Origin of the sequence: Streptomyces sp. RKAG293, from assembly GCF_023701745.1 — a bacterium.
Taxonomy (GTDB): Bacteria; Actinomycetota; Actinomycetes; order Streptomycetales; family Streptomycetaceae; genus Actinacidiphila.
Map to the genome: position 1 here is coordinate 6532307 of NZ_JAJOZB010000001.1, position 26174 is coordinate 6558480.

Consider the following 26174-nt stretch of genomic DNA (forward strand, 5'->3'; position numbering starts at 1 on the left):
TCCCTCCGCCCTCATGCCGCCCTCATGCCGCCGTCACTCCGCCGTGGCGACCAGTGCCTCCGCCTCCGGCGTGGCCGGCGGGGCGCCCTTCGGGCTGCGGCGGGCGCGCTTCTCGACCCAGGTGGCGATGGCGGACAGCAGCATGCACATCGCGATGTAGATCGTGCCGATGACGAGCAGCACCTGGAAGTACGGGTAGTTCCCGAGGGTAGGTGTGTTGCCCGCCAGGATCCGGCCGACGTACAGGAGTTCGGTGTAGGCGATCAGGTAGCCGAGCGAGGTGTCCTTCAGGGTCACCACGAGCTGGCTGATGATGCTGGGCAGCATGGCCCGTACGGCCTGCGGGACCAGGATGGTCAGCATGACCTGCGTCTTGCGCATGCCCAGCGCGTAGGCGGCCTCGCTCTGACCCTTGGGCACGGAGTTGATGCCGGCCCGGAAGATCTCCGCCTGGACCGAGCCGTTGTAGAGCGTCAGACCGATGACCAGGGCCCAGAAGGGCTCGAAGACGGTCGCCCACAGCAGATAGATCATGATGATCAGCGGCAGCGCGCGGAAGAACTCCACGGCGGCCGAGGCGGCGATCCGCACCGGCTTGTGGTCCGAGAGCCGTCCGGCGGCGAACACGGTGGCCAGCAGCAGCGAGAAGACCGCCGCGAGGGCGAACGCCTTGAGGGTGGCGACCACGCCGTCCGTGATCTGCTGCTGGACCCCGGCGTACTGGAACAGGTCCCACATGTAGGACTTGAACTCGCCCTTGGAGTTAAGCCGCACGGCGAAGAACACCAGCAGCCCGGCGAGCGCCAGGCTGCCGACGACCGTGTAGATCCGGTTGCGCAGCCGGGTCCTGGGACCCGGGGCGTCGTACAGCACACTCGCCGTCATCGGGCCACCGCCAGCCGGTTCTCGAGCAGCCGGAACAGGCCGCTGATCGCAAACGTGATGATCAGGTACGCGAGGGCGATCCAGATGAAGATCACGGTGAGGTTGAGGCCCCGGTCGCTCAGGAGCTTCTGCGTGGAGAACAGCTCCGTGACGCTGAACGCACCGGCGATCGCCGAGTTCTTGGTCAGCGCGATCATGAGGCTGCCGACCGGAGCGATGACCGTACGGGCCGCCTGCGGAAGGATGATCAGCCGCAGGATCTGGGTGAACGTCATCCCGATGCTGCGCGCGGCCTCGGCCTGTCCGAGCGGCACGGTGTTGACGCCGGAGCGCACCGCCTCGCAGACGAACGCCGAGGTGTAGAAGCCGAGCGCGAGCACCGCCAGCTGGTACGAGGTGAGGCCGGTCGTGAGGACCTCGGGCACGATGAAGGTGGCCACGAGGAACAGCAGCGTCAGCGGGGTGTTGCGCAGCAGCGTCACCCACAGCGTGCCGAAGGCCCGCAGCGGGGGCACCGGCGAGACCCGGAACGCGGCGATGAGCACCCCGAGCAGCAGGGCGAGCACCGCGCTGGCACCGGTGAGCGACAGCGTGCCGAAGAACCCCTGGCGGAACAGGGCGAAATTGTCGAACAGCACGTTCATCGTGGCTCACCTCGCCGGTTCGCTGGGGTCTGGCAGGAAGGCCAGGAAGGCATCGTCGGTCCAGGGCGTGCGGGGGGTACGACGGGTCGCGCCCCGGAGGGAAGCAGCATCGAGGTTGGCCTCACGAGGGCGTTGCGGCCCGCCGGCCGGCCGGCGGCCCGTCGTCAGGACGACGGTGCCGCGGCGGCCGGCCTGCGGGCCGGCTGATCAGTAGCGGTCGAGGGCCGGCGGCGCGGTGTACGGGGCGCCGGACAGGCCCAGCGTCGCGTCGTAGGCCTTCTTGTAGTCGCCGTTGTCCTGGTGCGCCTTCAGCGCGTCGCTGATCGCGTCGCGCAGCACCTTGTCGTCGTGCGCGAGGCCGACGCCGTACGGCTCCTGGGAGAACTGCTTGCCGACCACCCGGAACTTGCCGGGGGCCTGCGCCGCGTAGCCCTTGAGGATCGCGTCGTCCGTGGTGACCGCGTCGACCTGGCCGGTCTGGAGCTGCTGCACGCAGTCCGAGTACTTGCCGAGCGCGTTGACGACGGCTCCGTACTTCGGGTCCTTGATCCGCTCCAGCGGCGTGGAGCCGGTGATGCTGCAGACCTTCTTGCCCTTGAGGGTGTCCGGGCCGGTGATGTCGGTGTTGCTCTTGGCCACGAGCAGGTCCTGGCCGGCGATGTAGTACGGGCCGGCGAAGGAGATGTCCTTCTTGCGGGCGTCGTTGATGGTGAAGGTGCCGACGTAGTAGTCCGCGTCGCCCTTCTTGATCGCCGGGACGCGCAGGCTGGAGTCGAAGGTCTTCCACTCGATCTTGTCGGGACCGAAGCCGAGGTCGGCGGCGACCATCTTGGCGATCTCGATGTCGAAGCCGTTGCGGTCGTTGCTGCCGGGCGGCTGGAAGCCCAGGAACGGCTGGTCGGACTTGACGCCGATGACCAGCTTGCCGCGCTGCTGTGCCTTCTTCAGTACGGCGGAGTCGAGCGTGACGCCCGTCTTCGGCGCGTACGTCGGCAGCTTCGGGGCGTCGGCGCCGGTGGTGGCCTTGGCGCCGGGCGCGGTCGGCGTGCCCTCCTTGCCGCCACAGGCGGTCACGGAGGCGGTCAGCGCCAGGACGACGAGTCCGGCGGCGGCGGATTTACGGATATTCATGGGGACATCCCTTGCGTCGTCAGGCGTCAGGCATAAGTCGTCGGTCGTCAGGCAATGTCAGTGGTGAAGGATCTTCGAGAGGAAGTCCTTGGCGCGGTCGCTGCGCGGATTGCTGAAGAACTGCTCCGGCGTCGCTTCCTCGACGATCCGTCCGTCGGCCATGAAGACGACCCGGTTGGCGGCGGAGCGGGCGAAGCCCATCTCGTGCGTGACGACGATCATCGTCATGCCGTCCCGGGCGAGCTGCTGCATGACCTCCAGCACCTCGTTGATCATCTCCGGGTCGAGCGCGGAGGTGGGCTCGTCGAAGAGCATGACCTTGGGGTCCATCGCCAGCGCGCGGGCGATGGCCACCCGCTGCTGCTGTCCGCCGGAGAGCTGCGCGGGGTACTTGTCCGCCTGGACGCCCACGCCGACCCGGTCGAGCAGCTGCCGCGCCCGGTCCTCGGCCGCCTTCTTGTCGGTCTTGCGGACCTTGACCTGTCCGAGCATCACGTTCTGCAGAACGGTCTTGTGCGCGAAGAGATTGAAGGACTGGAAGACCATGCCCACATCGGCACGCAGCCGGGCCAGTTCCCGCCCCTCCTGGGGAAGCGGCTTCCCGTCCACCGTGATGGAGCCCGAATCGATCGTCTCCAGCCGGTTGATGGTGCGGCACAGCGTGGACTTGCCGGACCCCGAAGGACCGATGACGACCACGACCTCACCGCGGGTGATCGTCAGGTCGATGTCCTGGAGCACGTGCAGCGCGCCGAAGTGCTTGTTCACGCCTCCCAGTACGACCAGCTCATCGGTCGCCGGCGCGGCGTCCTTGGTCACTGAGACTTCGGTCATCGGCCTGTGCTCCATCCTCGTCGGTCTGGCAGACCTTAGTGATGCATGATGACGAGCGTCATTACATCTGAGCTGAACTTGAGCATCACGATTCGGATACTCTCCGCCACGAGTGATGTGCCCTGTGTTGTCGTGCGTACCGGCTGGATAACAGTCCGCGGCAGGCACCGATGCCCCCTTGACGCGCCCCTCGCCGGTCGGTCTGTATTCCGGGTAGGTACCGGATGCAGGCCGACGGCGGGCGTCCGATCCATGACCGAACGATTGCCGATGTGGGAAAGGAGGGTGAACCGATGCGATTGCTGCTGGTGGAGGACGACGACCGGGTTGCCGCCGCACTGTCGGCCGTGCTCGCGAAGCACGGCTTCGACGTCACCCATGCCCGCAGCGGCGAGGAGGCGCTGCGCGCGCTGCTGCCCGCCCAGGGCCCGTCCTACGGGTGTGTGCTGCTCGACCTCGGCCTGCCCGACCAGGACGGCTTCGAGGTGTGCAGCCGGATCCGCCGGCGCACCTCCACCCCCGTCATCATGGTCACCGCCCGCGCCGATGTTCGGTCCCGGATCCACGGTCTGAACCTCGGCGCCGACGACTACGTCGTCAAGCCGTACGACACCGGTGAGCTGCTCGCCCGGATCCACGCCGTCGGCCGCCGGCCCCCGCTGCGGCCCGGCGCGGAGTCCGCCGCCACCGCGCCCGACGGCGGATCCGGTGCCGGCGAGCGGCCGCCGGCCGGCAGTCTGCAGCTCGGCCCCGTCGACATCGAACTGCCCACCCGCCGCGTTATGGTGAGCGGCGAGCCGATCGCGCTCACCCGCAAGGAGTTCGACCTGCTGGCCCTGCTCGCCCAGCGGCCCGGGGTGGTCTTCCGCCGCGAGCAGATCATCAGCGAGGTGTGGCGCACCAGCTGGGAGGGGACGGGGCGCACCCTGGAGGTGCACGTCGCCTCGCTCCGCGCCAAGCTGCGGATGCCGTCCATGATCGAAACGGTGCGCGGGGTCGGTTACCGGCTCGTCGTTCCCGCCGTCTGAGATCCAGGACCCCGCCGTTGAGCTCGCGTCTTCTCCCCCTGCTGCTCGCGTTGATGGCGGGCGTCCTGCTGGCCCTGGGCTTTCCGCTGGCCGCGAGCATGGCCGCCGCACAGCAGCAGCGCGTCGTCGTCGACCGCATCGACGACACCGCGCGCTTCGCGTCGCTCGCCCAGTTCGTCACCTCCCGCACCCCGCAGTCCGCCAGCGACGTCGGGGACGACGAGCGGCTGCACGCGCTGCGCTCCGAACTCAGCCGGTACGAGGAGCTGTACGGCATCCGCGTCGGTGTCTTCTACCGCGACGGCACCGCGATGGGTGTGGCGCCCGCGGACTGGGCGCTCCCCGAGGCGGGCGAGGCGTACGGCGCCTACAGCGCGGCACTGGCCGGCCGCCGCAGCCATGACCCGGAGCAGGTCTGGCCCTGGCAGCGCCGCACGCTGGCCGTCGCCTCACCGATCATCCGCGACGGGGACGTCGTCGCCGTCGTCCTCACCGAATCGCCCACCGGAGCGCTGCGTTCGCGCATCCTGCACGGCTGGCTGCTGCTCGGCGCCGGTGAGCTGGCCGCGATGGCCATCGCCGTGCTGTTCGCGTTCCGGCTCACCGGCTGGGTGCTGCGACCGGTCGCGATCCTCGACCGCGTCACGCACGACATCGCCACCGGGCGGATGAAGTCCCGGGTCGCGGCGGCCGGCGGGCCGCCCGAACTGCGCCGGCTGTCCCGGTCGTTCAACGAGATGGCCGACAACGTCGAGCAGGTGCTAGAACAGCAGCGGGCCTTCGTCGCCGACGCCTCCCACCAGCTGCGCAATCCGCTGGCCGCGCTCATGCTGCGGATCGAGCTGCTCGGCTTCGAACTTCCCGAGGGCAACGCGGAGGTGGCCTCCGTCCAGGACGAGGGCAGACGGCTCGCCCAGGTCCTGGACGATCTGCTCGGCCTGGCGCTGGCGGAGCACGCGGACGCGGACCTCGCCCTCACCGACATCGCCGCACTCGTCGGCGAGCGCCTCGGCGCGTGGCGGCCGGTCGGCGCACGCGAGGGCGTCGCCCTGGAGTACGCGGGCAAGACCGCGGTCACCGGCTGGTCCGATCCGGTCGCGCTGTCCAGCGCACTGGACGCCGTCATCGACAACGCGCTGAAGTTCACCCCGCGCGGCGGGCTGGTCCAGGTGCTGGTCGCGGGGGAGGGCGACGAGGTCGCCGTCACCGTCTCCGACGGCGGACCCGGCCTGACGGAGGAGGAGCTCGCCCGGATCGGCGACCGCTTCTGGCGCAGCCCCCGCCACCAGAACATCGACGGCTCCGGGCTCGGCCTGTCCATCGCCCGCGTCCTGCTGACCCGGAGCGGCGGCCGGCTCTCCTTCGCGGCGAACGAGCTCACCGGCCTCGCCGTGACCCTCAGGGTCCCGCGCTCGGCGCCGTAGCGCAGCACCTGGCGGCTCCGCCGTGGAGCAGCACCTGGCGGCTCCCCGGAAGCCGGCGATTCCGGCTCCTAGCCGCACTCCGTCTGGTCGGGTGGCAGCTGGTCCGCCAGCTCCTTCGGGGCCAGCGGCTTCAGGTAGGTGTTGTACGAGGACTTCCAGCGGCCCGAGGAGATCTCGTCCCGTATGGCGTCGCACACCGCGGCGCGCAGCGCCGGCTCGCCCCGGTGCAGGCCCACCCCGTACTGCTCACTGGCGAACGGGGCACCGAGCAGCCGCAGTTCCGCTGGGTGCTGGGCCCGGTAGCCGGCCAGGATCACATCGTCGGTGGAGACCGCGTCCACCGTGCCGGCCAGCAGGTCGGTGACGCACAACCCGTACGAAGCGCGCGGTTCCAGCACTATCCGCGGGTACTCGGTGCGCAGCCGCGCCTCCGGCGTGGAGCCCTGCACGGTGCAGACCTTGTGACCGTCCAGGTCGGCGACGCCGTTCACACCGGTCGACCGGGCCGGCACCAGGAAGTCCTGCCCTGCCACGTAGTACGGGCCGGCGAAGTCCACCGACTCCTTGCGCTCCTGGGTGATCGAGTAGCTGGCCACTATCAGGTCGACCTGCCCGGTGCTGAGCCGGTACTCGCGGCTCTGGGTGTTGACCACCTCGAACCGCACCGTGTCGAAGCCCAGATGCTTCGCGACCGCCCGCGCGATGTCGATGTCGAACCCGCGGAAGCCGCCTGGGGCCTCCGGCGAACGCTCGCTGAGCCCCGGCTGGTCGCCCTTCACCCCGACCAGCAGGAAGCCGCGCTCCCGGGCCGCCCGCAGGGTCGCGGAGCTGCCGATGGACGGGCCGGCGGACGCGGTGAGCCGGTCCACGGTGAACCAGCCGGCGGTCACGAGCACGACCAGCGCCAGTGCGGCGGCCGCCCACGCGCGCGGCCCGCGGAGGCGGGCGGCGAGGCCGCGGGGCGGGACGGGCGTACCGGAGTCCGCCGAAGCGGACGGATCAGAAGGATGAGAAGGATCAGCCGAACCGGATGAAGCAGTCGAAACGGGCGGGTCGGTCACGTCCGGCGGTTCCAGCGGGCCCGTGTCGGCGCCGGTGCTCGTGACGTTGTCGCCCGCGGTCCACGGGGACTCCGTGGCCGGCGGGCGGCCGTCCTCCGGGTAGAACGCCGTCGGATACTGCGGGGTCTCCTGCGCCACATGCTGCAGCAGCTGCTCCGCGCGCTGCGCCGTCAGCCGCTCCAGCGGGTCCTTCATCAGCAGGCCGTCGATCAGCGGCCGCAGCGGGCCGCAGTACTCCATCGGCGGCGGCTCGTCCTCGCGCACCGCCTCCAGGACCTCGTACGGGGTCGGCCCGCGGAAGGGCGCGCGTCCCTCGACCGTCTCGTACAGCGTCACCCCGAGCGACCACAGGTCGGCGGCGGGCGTCGCCTCGCGTGGCGACCGGCCCTGCGGGGTGCACAGTTCGGGTGCCAGGTACCGCGGGGTGCCGACGAGTTCGTGCAGCCGGGTCACCTGGGCCGCGCCCTCGAAGGTCGCGATGCCGAAGTCCATCAGCACCGCGCGGCCGTCCCGGCGGAACAGGATGTTGTGCGGTTTCACGTCCCGGTGCAGCACGCCCGCCGCGTGTACCGCCCGCAGCCCGCGCAGCACCTCCAGGCCGATCCTGGCCGTCTGCAGCGCCGCCAGCCGGCCGCGTTCCTGCAACTGGTCCGCGAGGGACCGCGGGTTGACCTGCTCCATCACGATCCAGACCTGGCCATCGGCCTCGATCACATCGTGCACGGCCACCACGTGCTCATGCCCGATCCGGGCGATGGCCCGCGCCTCCCGGCGCGCCCGCTCCACCCACTGGGCCTGGGTGTCGGGGTCCACCGCGCCCCGGAACAGCAGTTCCTTCACGGCGACCTGGCGCCCCAGCCGGTTGTCGTACGCCTCCCACACCACGCCCATACCGCCACGGCCCAGCGGGCGCTGCAGCTCGTACCGGCCGTCGACAAGAGTGTGGGGCCCGCCGTCTGGTGTACCCCCGTTTCGCATGCGTAGAGATTAGGGCCTATCCCCGACACTCGTGCGAGGGCCCGCCCTAGGGCTTTACCGACCGGTAGTAGCGGCTGGCCCCTTCGTGCAGCGGGAGGGGGTCGGTGAAGACGGCCGTGCGCAGGTCCACCAGTTGGGCGGCGTGGACCTTGTTGCCGATCTCGTCGCGGCTGTCGATGACCGCGCGGGTGAGCCGTTCGACGAGCCCGGTGTCCGCCCGGTCGGTGGTCACCAGCAGGTTGGCGACGGCGATGGTCGTGACGGCCGTGCCGTGCTGCATCGTCGGATAGGCGTCGGCGGGCATCACCGCCTGCCGGTAGTAGCCCATCGTGTCGCCCTTGGCGTGCAGCTTGTCCACCAGGTCGCCGAGCTGGACGAGCTTGACGTTGCTGGACGCCGCCAGATTGGTCACGGTGTTCGTCGGCAGGCCGCCGGACCAGAAGAACGCGTCGAGCTTGCCCGCCTTGAGCAGGCCGGGCGCCGTGTCGATGCCGACCGGCACCGCGGTGAGGTCCTTGGCCATGTCGAGCCCGGCCGCGTCCAGCAGCCTGCGGGTTATGAGGTGCACGCCGGAGGCCGCCTGGCCCACCCCGACGCGCTTGCCGCGCAGATCGCGGGCGGAGCTGATCGGCGAGTCCCTGGGGACTATGAGCTGCATGTAGTCGTCGTACAGCCGCGCGCAGGCGCGCAGCCGGTCCTTGCCAGGGCCCTGGTAGTCCGCGACCGCGTCGGCGGCGGCGATCGTGAAGTCGGCCTGCCCCGAGGCGACGCGTTTCACGTTGTCGACCGAGCCCTGCGACTGGACGAGGTTCACCGTCACCCCGGGCAGCTGGTCCCGCAGATCGGTCCTGAGCATCTTCCCGTAGGTCTCGTACACCCCGGCGGCCACCCCGGTGGAGAACGAGACCGGTTCGTGCGGGTACGAGGGGCCGCGGGACGGCAGCAGCCACCACAGGAGCAGCGCGAGGGCGGCGGCGGCCGCGAGGACCGACTGCAGCGCGCGGCGTCTGCCGATGTGGGGGACGTTCATGGTCCGGATCCTGCCAGGCGGGCGTCGCTCTGGGTAGGGCCGACCCCGTGGGCCGGCCTCGCGGACGGGGCCGGTGGGGCGGGAGGGGGCCGAGGGGGCCGGGCCGCCCGCGGCTCTCCGTACCCCCGCGCCCCCCGTACCCTGGTCGGGTGAGCGGTGAGGTGGCTGGTTTGAGGACATACGAGGTCCGCACCTACGGGTGCCAGATGAACGTGCACGATTCGGAACGGCTGTCCGGCCTCCTGGAGGGCGCGGGCTATGTCCGTGCGCCCAAGGGAGCGGACGGGGCGGATGTCGTCGTCTTCAACACCTGCGCGGTGCGGGAGAACGCCGACAACCGGCTCTACGGCAACCTCGGCCAGCTCGCCCCGCAGAAGGCGGCCCGGCCGGGCATGCAGATCGCGGTCGGCGGCTGTCTCGCGCAGAAGGACCGCGACACCATCGTGAAGCGGGCCCCCTGGGTCGACGTGGTCTTCGGCACCCACAACATCGGCCGGCTGCCGGTGCTGCTGGAGCGGGCCAGGATCGCGGAAGAGGCTCAGGTCGAGATCGCCGAGTCGCTGGAGGCGTTCCCCTCGACGCTGCCGTCCCGCCGCGAGTCCGCCTATGCCGCGTGGGTCTCGGTCTCGGTGGGCTGCAACAACACCTGCACCTTCTGCATCGTGCCCGCGCTGCGCGGCAAGGAGGAGGACCGGCGGCCCGGCGACATCCTCGCCGAGGTGGAGGCGCTGGTCGCCGAGGGCGTCGTCGAGATCACCCTGCTCGGGCAGAACGTGAACGCGTACGGCTCGGGCATGGGCGACCGCGAGGCGTTCTCCAAGCTGCTGCGGGCGACCGGGCAGATCGAGGGGCTGGAGCGGGTGCGCTTCACCTCCCCGCACCCGCGCGACTTCACCGACGACGTGATCGCCGCGATGGCCGAGACGCCGAACGTGATGCACCAGCTGCACATGCCGCTGCAGTCCGGCTCCGACACCGTCCTCAAGGCGATGCGCCGCTCGTACCGGCAGGACCGTTACCTCGGCATCATCGAGAAGGTGCGCGCGGCCATGCCGGACGCCGCCATCTCCACCGACATCATCGTGGGTTTCCCGGGCGAGACCGAGGCGGACTTCGAGCAGACGATGCACGTGGTGCGCGAGGCGCGCTTCGCGCAGGCCTTCACCTTCCAGTACTCCAAGCGCCCCGGGACCCCGGCCGCCGACATGGACGGGCAGATCCCCAAGGAGGTCGTCCAGGAGCGCTACATGCGGCTGTCGGCGCTCCAGGAGGAGATCTCCTGGGAGGAGAACAAGACGCAGATCGGCCGCACGCTGGAGGTCCTGGTCGCCGAGGGCGAGGGCCGCAAGGACAAGGCCACCCACCGGCTGTCCGGCCGGGCGCCCGACAGCCGCCTGGTGCACTTCGAGAAGCCGGCGGGCACCGACCCGCGCCCCGGTGACATGGCCACGGTGGAGATCACCTACGCCGCCCCGCACCACCTGCTCGCCGAGCGCCCCGCGCTCTCCGTGCGGCGCACCCGGGCCGGCGACGCGTGGGAGCAGCGCAACGCCGCGCCCAAGGCGCCGGCCGGGGTGATGCTCGGGCTGCCGACGATCGGCGCCCCGGCGCCGTCGCCCGTGGTGGAGAGCGGCTGCGGGCTCGGCTGACGACAGCGGCGGCGCGTCGTTCCGCAGGACCGGTACCGGCGGTCCGGCGGAACGGGGTGCACGGTCCTGTGGAACCGTGATCAGCCCCGTTAGGCTGCGCTCATGCTCGTAGCCGCCGCAGTCTGCCCGTCCGCCCCGCTGCTCGTACCCGAGGTCGCGGCCGGTGCCGCGTTCGAACTGGACGCGCTGCGCGCCGCGTGCGCCGACGCCGTCGGGGTGCTCGCGGCGTCCCGGCCGGACCGGCTGGTGGTGATCGGCCCGGCCGAGCAGCCCGACCGCGGGCGGCACCACGAGGGCGCGCGGGGCTCGTTCCGGGAGTTCGGCGTCGACCTGGACGTACGCCTCGGCACCGCACCCGGGATCCCGTCCGAGGACGTCGGCGCCGACCGCGCGCTGCCGCCCTCGCTGGCGGTCGCCGCCTGGCTGCTGCGCGGCTGGGCCGCGGCTCCGCTGGAGGGCCTGGGCGTGGGAGAGCCGCTCGAGCAGGACCGCTGCGCGGCCACCGGCGCCATGATCGCGTCAACGGCGGACCGGGTCGCGCTGCTGGTGATGGGCGACGGCAGCGCCTGCCGCACCCTCAAGGCCCCCGGCTATCTGGACGAGCGCGCGGCACCCTTCGACGCGTCGGTCGCCGCCGCGCTGGCCGCCGCCGACACGGAGGCGCTGGCCGCACTGGACGCGGAACTGGCGGAGGCGCTCCAGGCCGCGGGACGCGCCCCCTGGCAGGTCCTCGCGGGCGCCGCGCAGGGCGCGGGCCTGGCCGGACAGCTGCTCTACGAGGATGCTCCGTACGGCGTGGGCTATTTCGTCGCCACGTGGACGTAGCCCGCGCTCAGCTTCAGCCGCCGCCTGGTGCGGGCCGGGACGGCGGAAGACCGCGGAGCCGAAGCGCCCGCGGCCTTCCCGCGCCGGTCGTCCGGGGGCACCTCCCAGCGGTAGCTGGGGGACCTAGGGCCTGTCGTCTGGATCTCCGCGGCGTCGCGGTGTCCAGCACGCACATCTGCCGCGTTGGCGTCGGTCGACGACGCTCCGCGTCGCCTCCCTCCTCCGCCTTGCAGCTGCACGCACCGGACACCGCTCCTTCCCCCACGGAGATCCAGACGACAGACCCTAGGCCGGAGTGTCCGGCCCGCCGCCCTCGTTGCCGCTCTTCAGATGGTCCAGGGCGCCCTTCGCCTTGTGCACACCCGTATCGATCTTGTTCGTGTACTTCCCGTGGGTCTTGGAATCCACCGTCCGGGCGGCCTTGTCCAGCCCCGACTCGATCTTTCCCCCGTGCTGCTGCGCGAGGTGGCCCGCCTTGTCCTTGGCGAGTCCGAGTTTGTCCTTGATCGTGTCCATCAGGCCCATCTGGCACCTTCCCTCGGGACTGCTATGCGCGGGCGCCCTCACCGGCCTCGCTGTCGGCGGCGTCCGCCGTGGACTGCTGCTTCGGGATGCCGACGGGCTCCGCCGCCCCCGCGGGCTCCGCGTCCCCGCCCGGCTCCGCCGCGTGCTCCGCCTCGGCGGGCTCAGCGGCCGCCTCGATGTCCTCCGGCTCCGCCGTCAGAGTGACGGCTTCCGCCGCTTCGGTTGACGGGTCGGCCGACTGACGTCGAAACCATCCGAAAACGCCCATTTCTACTCCAGACCATACTCGTGAGGTCGAAAATCCGCGTTGCCCGGGGCGCCTCGTTGCGCCGCTCGGGTCCGGCCGGTCCGGGTGACCCGGAATCCGGCCTGCGGAATCTCTCCAGAGGCAACGAGTCCGGCAGCGCTCCGTCACGTCCCTCGATCGTGAGGGGGCCCGGAGGTTTGGGAGACTGGACACGTGCTGCACACTCCCGGGGAGCGACCCCCCGTACTTCCGAGCAAAGACCTCGTCATCGCCGTCGTCGGCCCCACCGCGGCCGGCAAGTCCGATCTGGGCGTAGCCCTGGCCCAGGCCCTGAACGGTGAGGTCGTCAACGCCGACTCCATGCAGCTCTACCGGGGCATGGACATCGGCACCGCCAAGCTCACCACCGATGAGCGCCACGGCGTGCCGCACCACCTGCTGGACATCTGGGACGTCACCGAGGCCGCGAGCGTCGCCGAGTACCAGCGGCTCGCCCGCGCCGAGATCGACCGGCTGCACGCGGCCGGCCGGACCCCCGTGCTGGTCGGCGGCTCAGGCCTGTACGTGCGCGGCGCCATCGACGCGCTGGAGTTCCCCGGCACCGACGCCGCCGTCCGGGCCCGGCTGGAGGCGGAGCTCGCCGAGCAGGGCTCCGCGGCGCTGCACGCCCGGCTGGCCGCGGTCGACCCCGAGGCGGGCCGGGCGATCCTGCCCAGCAACGGCCGGCGGATCGTCCGGGCGCTGGAGGTGGTGGAGATCACCGGCCGGCCGTTCACGGCCAATCTGCCGGGCCCCGACTCCATCTACGGCACCGTCCAGATCGGTGTCGACGTGCCGCGGCCCGAGCTCGACGAGCGCATCGCGCTGCGCGTCGACCGGATGTGGGACGCCGGGCTGGTGAACGAGGTACGGGAGCTGGCCGCGGTCGGGCTGCGGGACGGCCGCACCGCCTCGCGGGCGCTGGGCTACCAGCAGGTACTCGCCGCGCTCGTGGGGGAGTGCACCGACGAGGAGGCGCGCACCGAGACCGTACGGGCCACCAAGCGCTTCGCCCGCCGCCAGGACTCGTGGTTCCGCCGCGACCAGCGGGTGCACTGGCTCTCCGCCCGGGGTCCGGAACTCACCGATCAGGCGCTGACGTTGGTCGAAGCTGCGGTTACAGCCTGATCACGTGATGGCATCGGGACGCCTCAGCGTGAGGAGACGGCCACGCGGCCGTGCCATCATCGAGCAACGAGTGACGGCGTCGGAGATGGGGGAGGGCGCGTGGCGATGGAAGCTGGTCCCCGAGACTCCTCACCCGACCGTCATGCCGAGTCCGAGGCACAGCTCGGGACGGACGAACTGCTCGAACCCGGGTCGCTGATCGACCCGGAGGCGATGATCGAACCGGAACTCGTTCCGGTGGAGCTGCGGCCGCAGCGGCGGCTGCGGATCTGGCAGCTCGCCCCGATCGTCGCCCTCGGCGTCGGCGGCTCCCTGATGTTCGCCTTCCCGCTCGCCTTCGAGTTCGGTGACGGCGGCGCGGTCGTGGCCATGCTCGGCCTGCTGCTGAGCTGCTGCTCCGCGGGCTGGGGCATCATGGCCGCCCGCCGGGTCGGCCACACCTGGCCGGGACTGCCCGCCCGTGGCTCCGGCCGCCGCGCGGACTGGCGCTACATCGTCGCCTACACGCTGATCAGCGGCCTGCTGGCGGTCCTCGCCATCTGGCGCGTGGCCCGCCTGCGCTGAGTCCCGCCCGCTGGACGCCCCGGATCGTGCCGGGCCGGTGGCCTTACGCTTGTCCTTGTGACCACCACGCAGCCCACCACGCACCAGGGCCCGTCCTTCCTCAAGGGCCACGGCACCGAGAACGACTTCGTGATCGTCCCCGACGCGGACGGCCGCATCGAGCTGTCCGCGGCGGCCGTCGCGCGGCTCTGCGACCGCCGGGCGGGCATCGGTGGCGACGGGCTGCTGCGGGTCGTGCGCTCCGCGGCCCATCCGGAGGCCGCCGGTATGGCCGGCGAGGCCGAGTGGTTCATGGACTACCGCAACAGTGACGGCAGCATCGCCGAGATGTGCGGCAACGGCGTCCGGGTCTTCGCCCGGTATCTGCAGCGCGCCGGGCTGGCCGGCGCCGGTGACCTGGCCGTGGCCACCCGCGCGGGCGTCCGCCGGGTGCACATCGCCAAGACGGACCCGGACGGCGCCCTGGGTGAGATCACCGTCGGCATGGGCGCGGCCGCCCTGCCCGCGGGCGAGGTGACCGTCACCGTGGGCGGCCGCAGCTGGCTTGCGCGCAACATCAACATGGGCAATCCGCACGCCGTCGCCTTCGTCGACAGCCTGGACGACGCGGGAAACCTGTACACCGCGCCCACCGTCTCGCCCGCCGCCGCGTACCCGGCCGGCGTGAACACGGAATTCGTCGTCGACCGCGGTGAGCGGCATGTGGCGATGCGCGTCCACGAGCGGGGCTCCGGCGAGACCCGCTCCTGCGGCACCGGCGCCTGCGCCGTCATGGTCGCCGCCGCCCGCCGCGACGGCGCCGACCCGGCCATCACCGGACGCCCCGTCACCTACACGGTGGACGTGCCCGGCGGCCGTCTGGTGATCACCGAGCGCGCCGACGGCGAGATCGAGATGACCGGCCCCGCCGTCATCGTCGCCGAGGGCACCATCGACCCGGAGTGGCTGGACGCACCGTCCGTCTGACGGCCCGCCACCGCCCGAAACGCGGCAGGGAATCGGACTCCTGAGCCACCTTTCCGAACTGGCCTCCCGTACTGACCTCCCGCACTTGTTCCCTCGAACGGGTGATGGCGATCACTCTGGACGAGAGCGTGGCTGCCGCACGTGGTGGGCTCGGTAGCATCAAGCACCGGCGCGGCCCCCATTCTCCGTGGAGAGCGCCCGCCGCCGGTTGACGCTGCCGGAGGTGCCCGATGAGCGCGGACAACGCAGTGGATGCCGCCCCCGCCCCCGACGATGAGGGCCGCAGGCGCGGACTTCGCCGCATCGACCTGCGCAGGCTCGGCCGGGCGGCACTGCTCGGCCCCGGCGGCCGGGAGTGGGGCCTGCCCGCCGGTGGCCGGGGCCAGCGCGTGCCGGACGCCATCGAGCACCTCGCCAAAGTGCACCGGCTGCGGCACCCCGGGGTCGGCGCGGCCGGCATCGAGACACTGCGCCGCGCGTATCTGCTCGCCGAGTCCTCGCACCGCGGCCAGATGCGCAAGAGCGGCGAGCCGTACATCACGCATCCGCTCGCCGTGACCCTCATCCTCGCCGAACTCGGCGCCGAGACAACGACCCTGACGGCCTCTCTGCTGCACGACACCGTCGAGGACACGGAAGTGACGCTCGATCAGGTGAGGGAGGAGTTCGGCGAGGAGGTCTGCTATCTCGTCGACGGCGTCACCAAGCTCGAACGCGTCGACTACGGTGCCGCAGCCGAGCCCGAGACCTTCCGCAAGATGCTCGTCGCCACCGGCAGCGACGTCCGCGTCATGTCGATCAAACTCGCCGACCGGCTGCACAACATGCGCACCCTCGGGGTGATGCGCCCCGACAAGCAGGCGCGGATCGCCAAGGTCACCCGGGACGTGCTCATCCCGCTCGCCGAACGGCTGGGCGTACAGGCCCTCAAGAGCGAACTGGAGGACCTGGTCTTCGCCATCCTCCACCCCGAGGAATACGCCAGGACCCGCGCGATGATCCGCGCCAACTCCGTCCGCCCGGACCCGCTGGCGGCCGTCGCCGACGCCGTGCGGGCCGTGCTGCGCGAGGCCGGGATCGCCGCCGAGGTCGCCATCCGGCCGCGGCACGCCGTCTCCGTCCACCGGGTGCTGCTCAAGCGCGGCGCGGACGAACTCGGCGGCTGCGAGTTCGGCCGGATCCTGGTGCTCGTCGCGGAGGACGCCGACTGCTACGCCGTCCTCGGAGAGCTGCACACCTGCTTCATCCCGGTGATCGCGGAGTTCAAGGACTTCATCGCGGCCCCCAAGTTCAACCTGTACCAGTCGCTGCACACCGCCGTCGCCGACGAGGAGGGCCGGATCGCCGAAGTCCTGGTCCGCACACGGCAGATGCACCGGGTCGCCGAGGCCGGTGTCATCGCGCTCGGCAATCCGCACACCGTCGACGAGCCCCCGCAGGCCGCCGACGGCGAACGCGTCGACCCCACCCAGCCGGGCTGGCTGTCGCGGCTGCTGGAATGGCAGCGCGACGCCCCCGACCCCGACACGTTCTGGACCGCGCTGCGCGCCGACCTCGCCCAGGACCGCGAGGTCACCGTCTTCTCCGCGCACGGCGGGGACACCACCGGCACCATCCGGCTGCCCGCCGGGGCCAGTTGTGTCGACGCCGCCTACGCGCTGCACGGCGAGGCCGGTCACGCCTGCGTCGGCGCCCGCGTCAACGGCCGCCTCGCACCGCTGCGCAGCAAGTTGCGGGACGGCGACATCGTGCAGATCCTGCTGGACGAGAGCGGCGCCTCCGGCCCGTCCGCCGACTGGCTGGAGCACGTGCGTACGCCGGCGGCCCGGATCGCCGTCACCCGCTGGCTGGAACTCCATCCGGCGCCGCCCGCCGACGAGGAACCGGCCGCCCGCGCGGAACGCCCCGCGTACAGCGCGGACACCACGTCCGAGGACGAACCGGTCGCCGTCACCGACCTCGCGGGCGCCGCCGTCCGGCTGGCGCGCTGTTGTACGCCGGTACCGCCCGACGAGGTCACCGGGTTCGTCATCCGCGGCGGCACGGTCGCCGTGCACCGCGAGGAGTGCCCGACGGCGGTCCGGATGACCGGCGGGGGACGGGAGCCGGTGCCCGTCCGGTGGCGGGGCGGCCGCCCCGCCGGGGCCGGATTCCGCGCCACCCTGCTCGCCGAGGCACTCGGCCGGCCGCGGCTGCTCGCGGATCTCACCGAGGCCATCGCGGGCCAGGGCGTGGGCATCGTCTCCGCCTCCGTCGAACCCCCGCAGGAGCACCGGGTGCGGCACACGTACACCGTCGAGCTGCCCGACGCGGAGGCCCTGCCGGGCCTGATGCGCGCCATGCGGTCGGTGCCGGGCGTCTACGACGTCTACCGGGCCCAGCGGGCGATGGCCGCCGCGCGTCGGTGACGGGCGCGACGCGGCCTGATCCGGTCCGATCCGCTCCGGTTCGGTCGGGTCCTGTCGGGTCCGGACAGGCGGATGGGCGGATCAGGGCCGATCGGGTGTGCTGCTGCGCGTCGCGCGTCCCCGGCCGCCGCCCCCTGATAGCGGTAGCGCATGATCCCCATCACGCCGCGCAGCGGCGCCGTGCTGGCGGCGTTCGCCGCCGTCCTGACCCTGACCGCGGCGGACCTGCCCGGCGATCCCGCCGCATCGGTGTCGGGTCTCGGCGACCGGCTCTATCCCGACCTCGGCAATCCCGGCTACGACGTGGCCGCCTACGACCTCTCCTTCGACTACCACGGCCAGGACCGGCCGCTGGACGCCGTCACCCGCATCAAGGCCCGCGCGACGGCGCCCCTCACCGGGTTCCATCTGGACTTCGCCGCGGGAACGGTCTCATCGGTGCAGGTCAACGGGCATCCGGCGGGCTACACCCGGGAGCGCGAGGAGCTCGTCGTCACCCCCGAGGAGCCGGTGCCGGCGGGCGGCGAGCTGCTGATCACCGTCGTCCACACCAGTGATCCGCGCGCCGCGAACACCGGCTGGGTGCGGACCGCCGACGGACTGGCGATGGCCAACCAGGCCGACGCCGCGCACAGCGTCTTCCCCTGCAACGACCATCCCTCGGACAAGGCCGCCTTCACCTTCCACGTCACGGCCCCCAAGGACCTCACCGTCGTCACCAACGGCGTCCCGGACACCGTCCCCGAGGCCGCGCCCGCATCCGCCCTCACCTGGACGTACCGTCCCGCGAGCCCGATGGCCACCGAGCTCGCGCAGGTCTCCATCGGCCGCTCCGCCGTACTGCACCGCGCCGGTCCGCACGGGCTGGTGCTGCGCGACGTCGTCGGAGCCGCCGACCGCGACCGCCTGGCGGTCCGGCTCGCGATGACCCCCGGGCAGATCTCCTGGATGGAGGACCAGGTCGGCCCCTACCCGTTCGAGACGTACGGGATCCTCAGCGCCGACACCACCACCGGCTTCGAGCTGGAGACCCAGACCCTCTCGCTCTTCGAGCGCCGCGTCCTGCTCGCCCCCGAGGCGCTGGCCGCCCCCCTGATGGTGCACGAGCTCGCCCACCAGTGGTTCGGCGACAGCGTCACCCCCGCGGCCTGGTCGGACCTCTGGCTCAACGAGGGCCACGCCACCTGGTACCAGTGGCTGTACAACGCGCAGAAGTACGGCGTCGGCCTCGACCAGCAGGTCCGCGCCGTCTACGGGGGCGACAACCAGGTGCGGACGGCGGACGGCCCGCCAGCCGAACCGAAGGTGCCGGAGCCGGGCAAGCTCGGCATCTTCCGGAACAACGTCTACGACGGCGGGGCGCTCGCCCTGTACGCCCTGCGCCAGGAGATCGGCGCCCCCGCCTTCCAGCGGCTGGAGCGCGCCTGGGTGGCCCGTCACCAGGACGGGAACGCCTCGACGGCCGACTTCACCGCCCTCGCCTCCGAGGCCGCCGGACGGGACCTCAGCGGCTTCCTGCACGCCTGGCTGTACGGGGCCGTCACCCCGCCGATGCCCGGTCACGGCGACTGGGTCGCCGGCGCGGCCAGGGCCCGTACGGCGACGGCGGCGAAACCCGCGTGACCCCCGGCGGCGGGCGTGCGACCATCGTAATGACGGACAACACGCCCGTCCCCCTCCCAGCCGATCGACCAAAGGATCCAATGACCTCCTCTTCCTCCTCTTCAAACGACCGCCAGCGCCTCCCCGAGAGCCTTCGCGCAGACGCCCTGATGGAAGAGGACGTCGCCTGGAGCCACGAGATCGACGAAGAGCGGGACGGTGCTCAGCTCGAACGCTCCGACCGCGCCTCGCTGCGCCGCGTCGTGGGTCTGTCCACCGAGCTGGAGGACGTCACCGAGGTCGAGTACCGGCAGCTCCGTCTGGAGCGCGTCGTACTCGTCGGTGTCTGGACCTCCGGAACCGTGCACGACGCGGAGAACTCCCTCGCGGAGCTCGCCGCCCTCGCGGAGACCGCGGGCGCCCTGGTGCTCGACGGCGTGATCCAGCGCCGTGACAAGCCGGACCCGGCCACGTACATCGGCTCGGGCAAGGCGCGCGAGCTGCGGGACATCGTGCAGGAGACAGGCGCCGACACGGTCGTCTGCGACGGTGAACTCAGCCCCGGACAGCTCATCCAGCTCGAAGACGTCGTCAAGGTCAAGGTGGTCGACCGCACCGCCCTGATCCTCGACATCTTCGCCCAGCACGCCAAGTCCCGTGAGGGCAAGGCCCAGGTCTCGCTCGCGCAGATGCAGTACATGCTGCCGCGGCTGCGCGGCTGGGGTGCCTCGCTCTCCCGCCAGATGGGCGGTGGCGGCTCCAGCGGCGGCGGGGCCGGCGGTGGCGGCGGTATGGCCACCCGCGGTCCCGGTGAGACCAAGATCGAGACCGACCGGCGCCGTATCCGCGAGAAGATGGCGAAGATGCGCCGGGAGATCGCGGAGATGAAGACCGGCCGCGACCTCAAGCGGCAGGAACGCAAGCGCAACAAGGTGCCGTCCGTCGCGATCGCCGGATACACCAACGCGGGCAAGTCCTCGCTGCTCAACCGGCTCACCGGCGCGGGCGTCCTGGTGGAGAACACCCTGTTCGCCACCCTGGACCCGACCGTGCGCCGGGCCGAGACCCCCGGCGGCCGGCTGTACACGCTGACCGACACCGTCGGGTTCGTCCGGCACCTTCCGCACCACCTGGTCGAGGCGTTCCGCTCCACCATGGAGGAGGTCGCGGAAGCCGACCTCATCCTGCACGTGGTGGACGGCTCGCACCCGGTCCCGGAGGAGCAGCTCGCCGCCGTGCGGGACGTCTTCCGCGAGGTCGAGGCGCTCAAGGTGCGCGAGATCGTCGTCATCAACAAGGCGGACCTGGCCGACCCGGTCGTCCTGCAGCGCATGCTGCGGAACGAGAAGCACGCCATCGCGGTGTCCGCCCGCACCGGCCAGGGCATCGACGAGCTGCTCGCGCTGCTCGACGAGGAGCTGCCGCGGCCTCAGGTCGAGATCGACGCTCTCGTGCCGTACAGCCAGGGCGCGCTCATCGCCCGGGCGCACGCCGACGGCGAGGTGCTCTCCGAGGAGCACACCGGCGAGGGCACGCTGCTCAAGGCGCGGGTGCACGAGGACCTGGCCGCCGAGTTCGAGTCCTTCGCGCTCGTCGCCAAGAACTGACCGGTCCGCCGGAGCACGACGGAAGGGCCCGTCCCCGATGGGGGCGGGCCCTTCCGCGTGACCTGCTGCCGGATGGACTCCGGTGCCTGCTACCGGATGGACTCCGGTACTACTTGAACTGCTTGCTCACCTTGTCGTACACGGCCTTGGCCTCGGCTCCCAGGTGCGGGCCCGCCAGCCAGGTCGCCGTGACCGGGCCGATCGAGGTGTTGCTGACCAGCGACACCTCATTGTTCGCCGGGTTCTTGGCGTACCAGCCGCCGCCGGACGAACCGCCGGTCATGGTGCAGCCGAGCCGGTACTCGGTCGGCTGGTCGGCGAAGAGCGACAGCCGGCCGGCCTTGCCCGTGCAGTTGAACAGCCGCTGGCCGTCGAACGGCGGCGCGGCCGGGTAGCCCCAGGCGCCGATGTTGCCCATCTTCGTCACGGACGGAGCGTTGAACCACACCGGAAGGGCCGAACCGACCTTCTCCTCCAGCGACTTGGTGCCGCTCGCCTTGTCCGGGGCCACGTGCAGCACCGCGAAGTCGTACGGGGAGCCCTTGCCCCCGGTCTCCGCGCCGTTCGCGATCCACTGGTCGGAGGTGGCGGCGCCGTCGGCCCAGAACACGCCGAGCGGGGCGAGCTCGTCGCGCTTGGCGCCCTTCAGCTGCGCCTCGGTCTTCCCGGCGTCGTTGTACGACGGGACGAAGATGACGTTGCGGTACCAGCCGCCCGCGCCACCCGCGTGCACACAGTGGCCCGCGGTCCACACCAGGTTGGACTTGCCCGGGTGGGCCGGGTCCTTCACCACGGTGCCGGAGCAGACCATCGAGCCCTTGGGGCCGTCGAAGAAGATCTTCCCGTCGCCCGGGCCGTTCTCGTGGTACGGCGCGTCAACGGCCCTGGCCTTGTTGACCGCGGGCACCGGGTCGGTCTTGCCCTTGTCCGCCGCGACGTCGTCGGGCACCTTCTTGTCGTTCTGCTCCGCGCCCTTCATCCGGTCGTTGTCCCACAGACCGTCGATGACCGGGTTGATGAAGTCGGAGGCCTTGCGCAGCCACTGGTCCTTGTCCCAGTTCTTCCACGCTCCGTCCTTGTACGCCTTCTTCCACTTCTCGAGGTCCCCGAGGCTGGTGGGCAGGGCGGAGGGGAGCTTCGGGCCGTCCGCACTCGTGACCGAGGCGCTCGGCTTGGGATCCGCCTTGTCGTCGGACGGCCCGCAGGCGGTCGCCGAGACCGCGAGCAGGGCCGCGACCGCGGCGGCGGCCAGTGGCCGGCTTATGGATGGCATGGGTTGGGTCCCCCTGGTCGTCTAACGGCAGTTCACCCCGGCGAGGGGGCGGTCCCCCACTATGCCGGGTGCTGTGAGGGACGGTTCCCGCCGGGTCCGCGGTTCCGGCCCGAAAGATCTCCCGGCCGACCGTGATCGGACCAGTGGCGCGTCGTTAGTGCGGATGGGGGACGTCGACCGGAGGAGTGAGCACGTGGCCGCCATCCAGAGCGGGCCGGACCAACTGGCCGCGTCGGCAGACGACTTCGGCGCGGGGGAGGGGATCCTGCGGCGGCAGTCGCTACGGGAGTCCGCGGCCCGCACCTACGCCCGTTCGCTGCCGGTCGTCCCGGTCAGAGCCCGCGGGATGACGGTCGAGGGCGCCGACGGCCGCCGCTATCTGGACTGTCTGTCCGGCGCGGGCACGCTGGCGCTCGGGCACAACCACCCGGTCGTCCTGGAGGCGATCCGCGCGGTCCTGGACTCCGGGGCCCCGCTGCACGTCCTCGATCTGGCCACCCCGGTGAAGGACGCCTTCACCACCGCCCTGTTCGAGACACTGCCACCGGAACTGGCCGCCCACGGACGGGTGCAGTTCTGCGGACCCGCCGGCACGGACGCGGTCGAGGCGGCCATCAAGCTCGTGCGCAACGCCACCGGTCACGCCAGCCTGCTGGCCTTCACCGGCGCGTACCACGGCATGACCGCGGCCGCGCTGGCCGCGACCGGGGACACCGCGGCGCGCGCCACGGTCGGTGAGGCCGACGCGCGGGTGACGCGGCTTCCGTACCCGTACGAGTACCGCTGCCCGTTCGGCACCGGCGGCGACCGCGGGGCGGAGCTGTCCGCCCGGTGGACCGCCAGCCTGCTGGACGACCCCAAGGGCGGCGTCCAGCCGCCCGCCGGGATGCTGCTCGAAGTGGTGCAGGGCGAGGGCGGGGTGATCCCCGCGCCCGAGGCGTGGCTGCGCCGGATGCGGGAGATCACCGCCCGGCGCGGCATCCCGCTGATCGTCGACGAGGTGCAGACGGGCGTCGGGCGCACCGGCACCTTCTGGGCCGTCGAGCAGAGCGGGATCGTGCCCGACGTGATGGTGCTCTCGAAGGCGATCGGCGGCAGCCTCCCGCTCGCCGTCATCGTCTACCGGGAGGAGCTGGACACCTGGCGGCCCGGTGCCCACGCGGGCACCTTCCGGGGCAACCAGCTCGCCATGGCGGCGGGCGCCGTCACCCTGAAGTACGTCCGCGAGCAGGGCCTGGACGTGCGGGCCGGCACCCTCGGCAGCCGGATGTCGGCCCGGCTGCGCGGACTGGCCGCGCACCACCCGTGCATCGGCGATGTGCGGGGCCGCGGCCTGATGATCGGCCTGGAACTCGTCGACACCGAGGCCGAACCCGACGCGTACGGGTCGCTGCCCGCCGCGCCCCGGCTCGCCGCCGCCGTGCAGCAGGAGGCGCTGCAGCGCGGTCTCATCATCGAACTCGGCGGCCGGCACAGCAGTGTCGTCCGGCTGCTCCCGCCCCTCACCATCACCGACGAGCAGGCCGAGGCGGTGCTCGACCGGCTCGCCGACTCGATCGCGGCGGCCGAGCGCGCATGACGAGCCCACTGGCGACGGCCGAGCACCCCCCGACCTCCGGGCCGACGGGCCCCACCGACACACGGAGCACCGGCATGAGCGTATGCCCCGGCACGAACGCCGACCCTGCCGCCGACAGCCCGCCGGCCCAGGCCGGCGCGGTCCAGGCCGGCGCGGTCCCGCAGGACAGGCCGACCCTCCCGGGCGGGCCGGTTCGCCAGGCCGGCACGGCGGTCCAGGACAGTGCCGCCCTCGTACCGTCGCAGTCGCGGCGGGGGGCCCCGCCGTTGCTGGGCGAGCCCGATCCCCTCGAAGCGGCCGACGCCTACGCGGCGGCCGACGCGGCGTCGATCGAGAGCCTGCTGCGCTGCTGGGTGCGCGAGACCGCGCTGACCGAGCCGCGGGACGGCGTGCTGCGCGTACCGCTCCCCGCCAGCGGGACCGGGTTCGACGTCCGGGTCCGGCACTGGTCCGCGACCGGGCACCACCGGTTCGGCACCGTACGGCTCGCCCTCGCCGACCAGGTGCCGCTGACCGCCGTCTGCCTGGCGGCGCTGCTGGCGCGCGAGGCCGGCACGGACCCGGCCGAGGGCGGCGACCTGACCGGCCGGGTCGCCGACTCGGCCCGCCGCACCGCCCTGTTCCTCACCGACCGGCGGGAGCGGCCCGCGGCGCCCGCCGCCACGGATCCGTTCCTCGAAGCCGAGCAGTCGCTCATCCTGGGCCACCCGCTGCACCCCACGCCCAAGGGCAGGGAAGGGCTCTCCGAGGCGGAGGCGCACGCCTACTCGCCGGAACTGCGCGGCTCCTTCCCGTTGCACTGGTTCGCCGTCGACCGCTCCCTGATCGCCACCGACTCCGCCTGGACCGAACGCGGCCGGGCCATTCCCGCGGAACAGCTCCTCAACGACCTCGCGGGCCCCGGTCTCGAACTCCCCGACGGCGCCGCCGCCCTGCCCCTGCACCCCTGGCAGGCCCGCGAGGTCCGGCACAGGCCCGAAGTGCGGGAGCTCTTCGCGACGGGACAGCTGCGTGACCTCGGGCCGCTCGGCGACCCCTGGCACCCCACCTCCTCCGTCCGGACGGTGTACCGGTCCGGCGCCCCCGCGATGCTGAAGCTCTCGCTGGCGCTGCGCATCACCAACTCCCGCCGCGAGAACCTCCGCAAGGAACTCCTGCGCGGCACCGAGGTCCACCGGCTGCTGCGCAGCGGACTCGCCGAGCAGTGGCGCGCCGCGCACCCCGGCTTCGACATCGTCCGCGACCCCGCATGGCTCGCGGTGAACGCGCCGGGCGGCGAGCCGCTCCAGGGCCTGGACGTGGTGCTGCGGCACAACCCGTTCGGCCCCGGCGACCAGACCCACTGCCTGGCGGGCCTCACCTCGCCGCGCCCCTGGCCGGGACAGGACGCGCCCGCCCTGCGCTCCCGCCTGGCGGAGCTCACCGGCCGTCTCGCGGCCCGAACCGGGCGCCCGGCCGCGGCCGTGGCCACCGAGTGGTTCCTGCGGTATCTGGACGCCGTCGTCCGTCCCGTCCTCTGGCTGGACGGGGAGGCGGGGATCGCCCTGGAGGCCCACCAGCAGAACACCCTCGTCCTGCTGGACGCGGACGGCTGGCCGTCCGGCGGCCGCTACCGCGACAACCAGGGCTACTACTTCCGTGAGTCCCACCGGGCCGCCCTGGAGCGCAGGCTGCCCGGGATCGGCGCGGACAGCGACACCTTCGTCGCGGACGCCATCGCCGACGAACGCTTCGCCTACTACCTCGGCATCAACAACGTCCTCGGCCTGATCGGCGCGTTCGGCTCCCAGGGGCTGGCCGACGAGCGCCTGCTCCTCGCCGCCTTCCGCCGGTTCCTCGGCCTGGCGGCGGCCACCGGCCGCTCCCGCCTCCCGGAACAGCTGCTCGGGGCCGCGACACTGCGCTGCAAAGCCAATCTGCTGACCCGGCTGCACGGTATGGATGAACTCGTCGGCCCGGTCGACACCCAGTCCGTCTACGTGACGATCCGCAATCCGCTGGCCGCCTGAGCGGTCCGACCGCAGGAGAGGAGGGAGCCGTGCTGCCGCCCGCCGACTCCAACACCGAGGACACCCTGGACCTGACACTGTCCGACGAGGTCCTCGCCCTCTTCAACGCGCCGGATCCGGCGCGGTCCGCCGGGGCCCAGGGCGCGGACGGCGGTCTGCTCGGCGGGGTCGCGGACTGGGGGCCGACGGCCACCCGGGCGGGCACTTTCCAGCTCGTTCCCGCGACCGTCGAGCGCGATCTGCCGATGATCTCCGGCTGGATGAACGATCCGGCCGTCGCCGAGTTCTGGGAGCTCTCCGGAGAACCGCGGATCACCGAGCGGCATCTGCGCGGCCAGCTCGACGGCGACGGCCGCAGCGTCCCCTGCCTCGGCGTCCTGGACGGCGCTCCCATGAGCTACTGGGAGATCTACCGGGCCGATCTCGACTCCGTGGCCCGCTACTACCCCTCCCGCCCCCATGACACCGGGCTGCATCTGCTGATCGGGGGCGTCGACGACCGGGCCCGCGGCCTGGGTGCCACCCTGCTGCGAGCCGTCGCCGACCTCGTGCTCGACCGCCGGCCGGCCTGCGCGCGCGTCATCGCGGAACCCGATCTGCGCAACACCCCCTCCGTCGCCGCTTTCCTCGCCGGGGGTTTCCGGTTCTCCGCCGAGGTGGAGCTGCCCGGCAAACGGGCGGCTCTGATGATCCGCGACCGTGCCGTGAGACACCTCCTCTGACCGCCTGGCCGCCTTT

General features: G+C 72.2%; 22 protein-coding genes. 13 read left to right on the forward strand and 9 right to left on the reverse strand.

The features are described from left to right. Positions 1-33: 33 nt before the first annotated feature. From LNW72_RS29040 to LNW72_RS29055, 4 genes are all read right to left on the reverse strand, one after another. A complete protein-coding gene (locus LNW72_RS29040) occupies positions 34-885 on the reverse strand; it encodes an amino acid ABC transporter permease (RefSeq protein ID WP_250978052.1) in 852 nt (283 codons plus the stop codon). Beyond that, positions 882-1529 (reverse strand): amino acid ABC transporter permease, encoded by a 648-nt coding sequence (locus LNW72_RS29045; RefSeq protein ID WP_250978053.1) that lies wholly within the window; start codon positions 1527-1529, stop codon positions 882-884. The genes LNW72_RS29040 and LNW72_RS29045 overlap by 4 nt, the downstream gene beginning before the upstream one ends. A 207-nt stretch (positions 1530-1736) precedes the next feature. After that, complete coding sequence (locus tag LNW72_RS29050; RefSeq protein ID WP_250978054.1) at positions 1737-2660, reverse strand: glutamate ABC transporter substrate-binding protein; 924 nt, start codon at positions 2658-2660, stop codon at positions 1737-1739. A gap of 57 nt (positions 2661-2717) precedes the next feature. Continuing rightward, positions 2718-3494: an amino acid ABC transporter ATP-binding protein gene (locus tag LNW72_RS29055; protein ID WP_250978055.1), complete on the reverse strand. Its 777-nt coding sequence runs from the start codon at positions 3492-3494 to the stop codon at positions 2718-2720. A gap of 293 nt (positions 3495-3787) precedes the next feature. Between LNW72_RS29055 and LNW72_RS29060 the strand changes: the two genes are divergently transcribed. Together LNW72_RS29060 and LNW72_RS29065 are read left to right on the forward strand one after the other, a co-directional pair. Beyond that, positions 3788-4522, forward strand: a complete 735-nt coding sequence (locus tag LNW72_RS29060) for a response regulator transcription factor (RefSeq protein ID WP_250978056.1) — start codon at positions 3788-3790, stop codon at positions 4520-4522. Between the two features lie 17 nt (positions 4523-4539). Next, on the forward strand, positions 4540-5946 hold the full coding sequence (locus LNW72_RS29065) for a HAMP domain-containing sensor histidine kinase (protein WP_250978057.1): 1407 nt from the start codon (positions 4540-4542) through the stop codon (positions 5944-5946). A gap of 68 nt (positions 5947-6014) precedes the next feature. Here LNW72_RS29065 and LNW72_RS29070 read toward each other — a convergent pair whose 3' ends face one another. Continuing rightward, a complete protein-coding gene (locus LNW72_RS29070; protein WP_250978058.1) occupies positions 6015-7985 on the reverse strand; it encodes a bifunctional serine/threonine-protein kinase/glutamate ABC transporter substrate-binding protein in 1971 nt (656 codons plus the stop codon). 46 nt (positions 7986-8031) lie between these two features. Further along, positions 8032-9015, reverse strand: a complete 984-nt coding sequence (locus LNW72_RS29075) for a TAXI family TRAP transporter solute-binding subunit (RefSeq protein WP_250978059.1) — start codon at positions 9013-9015, stop codon at positions 8032-8034. A 149-nt stretch (positions 9016-9164) separates the two neighbouring features. On the opposite strand from LNW72_RS29075, the gene miaB reads away from it, so the two are divergent. Next, positions 9165-10664, forward strand: a complete 1500-nt coding sequence (miaB, locus tag LNW72_RS29080) for a tRNA (N6-isopentenyl adenosine(37)-C2)-methylthiotransferase MiaB (RefSeq protein WP_374117348.1) — start codon at positions 9165-9167, stop codon at positions 10662-10664. 102 nt (positions 10665-10766) lie between these two features. Further along, positions 10767-11489 (forward strand): hypothetical protein, encoded by a 723-nt coding sequence (locus LNW72_RS29085; protein ID WP_250978061.1) that lies wholly within the window; start codon positions 10767-10769, stop codon positions 11487-11489. A 285-nt stretch (positions 11490-11774) separates the two neighbouring features. Here LNW72_RS29085 and LNW72_RS29090 read toward each other — a convergent pair whose 3' ends face one another. Next, the gene (locus LNW72_RS29090) at positions 11775-12005 is read right to left on the reverse strand and encodes an antitoxin (protein WP_308402044.1); all 231 of its coding nucleotides are present in this window, start codon (positions 12003-12005) and stop codon (positions 11775-11777) included. A 31-nt stretch (positions 12006-12036) separates the two neighbouring features. Further along, positions 12037-12282, reverse strand: a complete 246-nt coding sequence (locus LNW72_RS29095; protein WP_250978063.1) for a hypothetical protein — start codon at positions 12280-12282, stop codon at positions 12037-12039. Positions 12283-12477: 195 nt separating this feature from the next. Between LNW72_RS29095 and miaA the strand changes: the two genes are divergently transcribed. The 6 genes from miaA to hflX all read left to right on the forward strand — a co-directional run bounded on the left by miaA (position 12478) and on the right by hflX (position 20575). After that, positions 12478-13428 carry a tRNA (adenosine(37)-N6)-dimethylallyltransferase MiaA gene (gene miaA / locus LNW72_RS29100; protein WP_250980355.1) on the forward strand — a complete coding sequence of 317 codons (951 nt, stop codon included), beginning with the start codon at positions 12478-12480 and terminating at the stop codon, positions 13426-13428. Positions 13429-13533: 105 nt separating this feature from the next. Then, positions 13534-13992, forward strand: a complete 459-nt coding sequence (locus tag LNW72_RS29105) for a hypothetical protein (protein ID WP_250980356.1) — start codon at positions 13534-13536, stop codon at positions 13990-13992. 57 nt (positions 13993-14049) lie between these two features. Beyond that, positions 14050-14958: a diaminopimelate epimerase gene (gene dapF / locus LNW72_RS29110; RefSeq protein WP_250978064.1), complete on the forward strand. Its 909-nt coding sequence runs from the start codon at positions 14050-14052 to the stop codon at positions 14956-14958. A gap of 230 nt (positions 14959-15188) precedes the next feature. Beyond that, on the forward strand, positions 15189-17366 hold the full coding sequence (locus tag LNW72_RS29115; protein ID WP_250978065.1) for a bifunctional (p)ppGpp synthetase/guanosine-3',5'-bis(diphosphate) 3'-pyrophosphohydrolase: 2178 nt from the start codon (positions 15189-15191) through the stop codon (positions 17364-17366). A 150-nt stretch (positions 17367-17516) separates the two neighbouring features. Beyond that, on the forward strand, positions 17517-18989 hold the full coding sequence (locus LNW72_RS29120) for a M1 family metallopeptidase (RefSeq protein WP_250978066.1): 1473 nt from the start codon (positions 17517-17519) through the stop codon (positions 18987-18989). An 80-nt stretch (positions 18990-19069) separates the two neighbouring features. Then, on the forward strand, positions 19070-20575 hold the full coding sequence (hflX, locus tag LNW72_RS29125; RefSeq protein ID WP_250978067.1) for a GTPase HflX: 1506 nt from the start codon (positions 19070-19072) through the stop codon (positions 20573-20575). Positions 20576-20684: 109 nt separating this feature from the next. Here the strand turns inward: hflX and LNW72_RS29130 are convergent, their stop codons facing one another. After that, entirely contained in the window at positions 20685-21848 is a 1164-nt protein-coding gene (locus LNW72_RS29130) for a hypothetical protein (RefSeq protein WP_250978068.1), read from the reverse strand. Between the two features lie 163 nt (positions 21849-22011). Here LNW72_RS29130 and LNW72_RS29135 point away from each other — a divergent pair, with 163 nt between their 5' ends. The 3 genes from LNW72_RS29135 (at position 22012) to LNW72_RS29145 (ending at position 26158) form a co-directional block, all read left to right on the forward strand. Continuing rightward, positions 22012-23427 carry a diaminobutyrate--2-oxoglutarate transaminase family protein gene (locus LNW72_RS29135; protein ID WP_374117349.1) on the forward strand — a complete coding sequence of 472 codons (1416 nt, stop codon included), beginning with the start codon at positions 22012-22014 and terminating at the stop codon, positions 23425-23427. 74 nt (positions 23428-23501) lie between these two features. Continuing rightward, positions 23502-25436 (forward strand): IucA/IucC family protein, encoded by a 1935-nt coding sequence (locus LNW72_RS29140; RefSeq protein ID WP_250978069.1) that lies wholly within the window; start codon positions 23502-23504, stop codon positions 25434-25436. Next, positions 25433-26158, forward strand: coding sequence for a GNAT family N-acetyltransferase (locus LNW72_RS29145; RefSeq protein WP_250980358.1), 726 nt, complete (start codon positions 25433-25435; stop codon positions 26156-26158). Before LNW72_RS29140 ends, LNW72_RS29145 begins: the two co-directional genes overlap by 4 nt. Positions 26159-26174 lie beyond the last annotated feature (16 nt).

What these genes read in the sequence shown, in the direction of transcription:
- LNW72_RS29040 (WP_250978052.1), bottom strand. Translation starts at nt 885, where the DNA reads ATGACGGCGAGTGTGCTGTACGACGCCCCGGGTCCCAGGACCCGGCTG.
- LNW72_RS29045 (WP_250978053.1), bottom strand. Translation starts at nt 1,529, where the DNA reads ATGAACGTGCTGTTCGACAATTTCGCCCTGTTCCGCCAGGGGTTCTTC.
- LNW72_RS29050 (WP_250978054.1), bottom strand. Translation starts at nt 2,660, where the DNA reads ATGAATATCCGTAAATCCGCCGCCGCCGGACTCGTCGTCCTGGCGCTG.
- LNW72_RS29055 (WP_250978055.1), bottom strand. Translation starts at nt 3,494, where the DNA reads ATGACCGAAGTCTCAGTGACCAAGGACGCCGCGCCGGCGACCGATGAG.
- LNW72_RS29060 (WP_250978056.1), top strand. Translation starts at nt 3,788, where the DNA reads ATGCGATTGCTGCTGGTGGAGGACGACGACCGGGTTGCCGCCGCACTG.
- LNW72_RS29070 (WP_250978058.1), bottom strand. Translation starts at nt 7,985, where the DNA reads ATGCGAAACGGGGGTACACCAGACGGCGGGCCCCACACTCTTGTCGAC.
- LNW72_RS29075 (WP_250978059.1), bottom strand. Translation starts at nt 9,015, where the DNA reads ATGAACGTCCCCCACATCGGCAGACGCCGCGCGCTGCAGTCGGTCCTC.
- LNW72_RS29085 (WP_250978061.1), top strand. Translation starts at nt 10,767, where the DNA reads ATGCTCGTAGCCGCCGCAGTCTGCCCGTCCGCCCCGCTGCTCGTACCC.
- LNW72_RS29090 (WP_308402044.1), bottom strand. Translation starts at nt 12,005, where the DNA reads ATGGACACGATCAAGGACAAACTCGGACTCGCCAAGGACAAGGCGGGC.
- LNW72_RS29095 (WP_250978063.1), bottom strand. Translation starts at nt 12,282, where the DNA reads ATGGGCGTTTTCGGATGGTTTCGACGTCAGTCGGCCGACCCGTCAACC.
- LNW72_RS29105 (WP_250980356.1), top strand. Translation starts at nt 13,534, where the DNA reads ATGGAAGCTGGTCCCCGAGACTCCTCACCCGACCGTCATGCCGAGTCC.
- LNW72_RS29115 (WP_250978065.1), top strand. Translation starts at nt 15,189, where the DNA reads ATGAGCGCGGACAACGCAGTGGATGCCGCCCCCGCCCCCGACGATGAG.
- LNW72_RS29120 (WP_250978066.1), top strand. Translation starts at nt 17,517, where the DNA reads ATGATCCCCATCACGCCGCGCAGCGGCGCCGTGCTGGCGGCGTTCGCC.
- hflX (WP_250978067.1), top strand. Translation starts at nt 19,070, where the DNA reads ATGACCTCCTCTTCCTCCTCTTCAAACGACCGCCAGCGCCTCCCCGAG.
- LNW72_RS29130 (WP_250978068.1), bottom strand. Translation starts at nt 21,848, where the DNA reads ATGCCATCCATAAGCCGGCCACTGGCCGCCGCCGCGGTCGCGGCCCTG.
- LNW72_RS29135 (WP_374117349.1), top strand. Translation starts at nt 22,012, where the DNA reads ATGGGGGACGTCGACCGGAGGAGTGAGCACGTGGCCGCCATCCAGAGC.
- LNW72_RS29140 (WP_250978069.1), top strand. Translation starts at nt 23,502, where the DNA reads ATGAGCGTATGCCCCGGCACGAACGCCGACCCTGCCGCCGACAGCCCG.